Origin of the sequence: Geminocystis sp. GBBB08 (assembly GCF_016743215.1) — a bacterium.
GTDB lineage: Bacteria > Cyanobacteriota > Cyanobacteriia > Cyanobacteriales > Cyanobacteriaceae > Geminocystis.
Genome location: NZ_VRZC01000246.1, coordinates 1 through 3,792 on the forward strand (window position 1 = coordinate 1; position 3,792 = coordinate 3,792).

Sequence of the window (3,792 nt, forward strand, 5' to 3'; positions counted from 1 at the left end):
AATCGAGATCTTAATGGGGCGATCAACATATTTTTTAATTCCCTGTTTTTACAGGGCTGTCTCGGCTAATAGACTGTGTTTTAGGAATATAAAAGATTATTCAATTATATTCATTAAAAATTAGCACATTAAAAGGCAATTTTTATAAGGAAAGTGAAACTATATACTAATCAAATTATTCACGGAAACTGCGTTGAAATCATGAGAAAATTTGATTCAAATTCTATTGAGATGACTTTAACTTCTCCACCCTATGATAATTTAAGGGTTTATAATGGTTATGTTTTTCCCTTTAAAGATATAGCACAAGAATTGTTTAGAATTACAAAAGATGGTGGTGTGGTAATTTGGGTAAGTGCCGATGCTACTATCAATAAAAGTGAAACAGGTACAAGTTTTAAACAAGCCCTTTACTTCAAGGAAATTGGTTTTAATCTTCACGATACGATGATTTTTCAAAAAACAAATCCTATACCACAAATATATAGAAAAAGATATAATAACGTTTTTGAATATATGTTTGTTTTTAGTAAAGGTGAAGTAAAAACTCATAACCCTATTAAAATACAGTGTTTACACGGTGGTTTAGAGTTAAATGGCACTACATATAAAAATTATTCTAAAGGTGTACAAAAAAGAGAAAAATTGGCACAACCTGTACAAAAAGAGAAAATAAAAGGTAATATTTGGGAATATGTAGTAGGTAAAAAAGCAGAAGATCAAGAAGCTAAAGGACATCCTGCACCATTTCCTTGTGCTTTGGCAAGAGATCATATACTATCTTGGACGAATAAAGGGGATATTGTTCTCGATCCTATGTGTGGCAGTGGCACTACTTGCAAATCTGCTTATCAATTTGAGCGACAATATATTGGTATTGATATTAGTGAGGAATATTGTGAGTTAGCAAGAAAACGTATTCAAGTATGTGAAGTCTAACTAAGTCTAAAATTAGATTAGGCTTGGTCGTCTCCTTGAATTAATATAAAATTTCTCTTTTGATAATTCTGATTTAGAAATTTATGCCATCGGTTTTTGAGGGAATATTTATAAACAGTAATCTATTTACTTATTACTTATTTAACCAAATATCAATTATTCTGCGGTTGCTAATTCAGGATTAGACTCATTGCTACCACGACGACGGCGGGAAGTTAAAGTATTAAATAACATCTTACCAATAGCCATGATTAAATTACCTTCTAACTCTTGAAACATTTTCATATTCATTCCGAAAGCATCATTGGCTTCTTGCACAATTCTCTCGGCAGTTTCTTCATCTACAGGTAAGTCATTTAAGGCTTTACGATACATATCTTTAAAGGCTTTTTCATCGCTGATAGTTTCAAACTCGTAAAAAGCAGTGCCTTCACCATCTAAATTCATCGCTTTTTGAGCAATATTTTTGAGAATTTGTCCTCCAGAAAGATCACCTAAGTAACGAGTATAGGAGTGTGCCGCAAATAATTCAGGAGCATTGTTAGCAATTTCATGAATGCGATCGACATATAATTGCCCATTGGGAGTAATTTGAATTTCATTTCTCCAGTTAGGACCATAATAAAATTGAAGATCTTTTGCTAAACTAGATTCACGATTCAATTCAGGAAAATAAATTTTACTAATTAGAGGATGATCTTTTAAACGCTCCATTTCTGCTTCCATAGCACCATAGACAAAATAAAGATTTGCTGCCAATTTACGATAAGAATTTTTCTCAACAACTCCTTTCAGAAAACACTTAATAAAACCCATATTTTCTGCCATAGAATGGGATTTTTTTGTGCCTTCTTTCAACATTGTCGCTAAATTAACGGTCATATTGCTTACTATCCTTGATTTCTAAGATTTTGATTATAAAAATTTACAAAACTTTTTTATTGCTAATTTTTTACCATAAACCGAATCCATACCATTTTACATTAAGATTTTTTACAGTTTAGTGTTTTTGACAATTACATTTTTGATTCTTTTTTAGCATTCTCAAAAGCATTTTTCATCACCTGTTTGATTTTGTCCGCATCAGGTTTTTTGCCACCGACAATATCACCAAAATAAGCACAAGCACCCTCTCCCAATGCCCATGTATATGCCCCCGCCCAACTTGCCGCTACTACTGAGCCAAAACCCGGTATAAACTTAATTAACTCTCTACCGATTACTTGGGCTAAAAATCCTCCAGCGATAGCACTTATGATTCCTCCGGCTTGAGAAGGGTTAATGGTTTGTCCATAAAGTCGTCCTAAAACCCCTACCATTGTGACTTCTAGGGCAGTTAAAACGGGCATAGTCGCAAAGGGAAGAGGTACTGCGGCAAGGGTTACAGCCATCACTGAAAAAGCTAAAATATAGCGTCTAGCAACGTCCTTATAAAGATTTCCTAACTGAGAATCAACGGTTTCATCTAATAATTGATGTATTGTTTTTGCCTCCGCCGATGGTAATAATTCCGTTAAAGAATCCCGAAGGTTTTCCAACCCATAAAAAACAGGAATAAATCCATCTTCTTCCAAAGTAAAATCTATTAAGATTGCTAGATCAAATAAACCAATAAATGTATCCTTTATTTCAGTAAATGCCCTATCTATTTCTGGAAAATTAGGAGGATATTCAGGATGATTCGTTTCGAGATTCGGATAAAGTTCATGTAAAGAAGTTACTACTAATAAACAAGGAATTTGAGGGTATTTTTTTCTAAGATTTGTGGCAATATTTTTTAAACTATCTGTTGCAAAATCATTAATTTTTACCGTCAAAATTAAAATTCTTGCTCGTTTTGTTTCGATATCTAATTGAGTAGTTAATTCTGTGATAATTTCCTCAGTATTTTTATTAATATCACCTAAGCCTACCGTATCCGTAAAAATCAATAAAGGCAATTCTTCCGAAGGGTAAGCATACCGCTCTGTGTATTGTGTATGAGGACGAAAACCTTGTCCAATAATTTCCTTCCCAACCCCTGTTAAACCCCTCACAATAGAACTTTTTCCAGCTTGGGGTTTACCAATTAAAAGAGCTTCTGTGGTAGGTAATTGCGATCGCACAGACTCTAAAATATTAGCAATTTCTGTTTCATCAACCCTAAATAAATCAAGAATTTTTTTTATAGATGGAAGTTTCATACATTTTAAAATTGAAATGTTGTTGAATAAAGAGATGAAAAAAATCTCTCGCAAAGGCGCTCATGGTGCAAAGAAGTTCGCCAATAGATTCTTCATTTACCCCTCTATTTTCAGGTAATTTTATACCTCCAATAATTCTCATTGAGGTTGATAGTATTCATGACGGATAAAAGGTAAATTAACTACTTCTCCTTCTGTCTCTCCAATGGTAACTTTTAAGCCTATATCCCCTATTTTTGTCTTAATATAACCAAGGGCAAAATTTTCAGAATCTGATTCTATATAACTGGTAATTTTACCAACTTTTTTTTCTCCTACCATGATTATATTATCTTTTTCTGGATCGATGAAGCCATTTAATTTGATACCCCACAGTTTTTGTTTTACTCCTTTATAAGTATTTAAACGAGCGATAGTTTCTTGTCCGATATAACAACCTTTATTAAAAGAAATAGCGTCCCATAAACCACTTTCAAGAGGATTATATTCTTCGGTTAATTCTTTATTAGGTGTTGGTTTTCCTTGAAAAATACATAAAGTTTCATAGTCTTGAGAATCAATTAAAATAGGATTTTTTGTCATTAATTTTTTCCAAATACAAGAGGCTTTTTCGTGAGCAATAATGATGTTAAATCCTATTAATTTTAAATTACAACCCACCGTAATAATT

General features: G+C 32.6%; 4 protein-coding genes. 1 reads left to right on the top strand and 3 read right to left on the bottom strand.

Translation table 11 applies throughout. The features are described 5' to 3' along the window. The first annotated feature begins 231 nt into the window (after positions 1 to 231). Entirely contained in the window at positions 232 to 939 is a 708-nt protein-coding gene (locus FWJ34_RS18680) for a site-specific DNA-methyltransferase (RefSeq protein WP_308256839.1), read from the top strand. Between the two features lie 156 nt (positions 940 to 1,095). On the opposite strand, the gene FWJ34_RS18685 is transcribed toward FWJ34_RS18680, so the two are convergent. The 3 genes from FWJ34_RS18685 to FWJ34_RS18695 all read right to left on the bottom strand — a co-directional run. Continuing rightward, complete coding sequence (locus FWJ34_RS18685) at positions 1,096 to 1,821, bottom strand: heme oxygenase (biliverdin-producing) (RefSeq protein WP_308256840.1); 726 nt, start codon at positions 1,819 to 1,821, stop codon at positions 1,096 to 1,098. Between the two features lie 134 nt (positions 1,822 to 1,955). Continuing rightward, positions 1,956 to 3,122, bottom strand: coding sequence for a GTPase (locus FWJ34_RS18690; RefSeq protein WP_308256841.1), 1,167 nt, complete (start codon positions 3,120 to 3,122; stop codon positions 1,956 to 1,958). 138 nt (positions 3,123 to 3,260) lie between these two features. Further along, the coding region (locus FWJ34_RS18695; protein WP_396232085.1) for a YgfZ/GcvT domain-containing protein at positions 3,261 to 3,792 on the bottom strand (532 nt) is incomplete at its 5' end.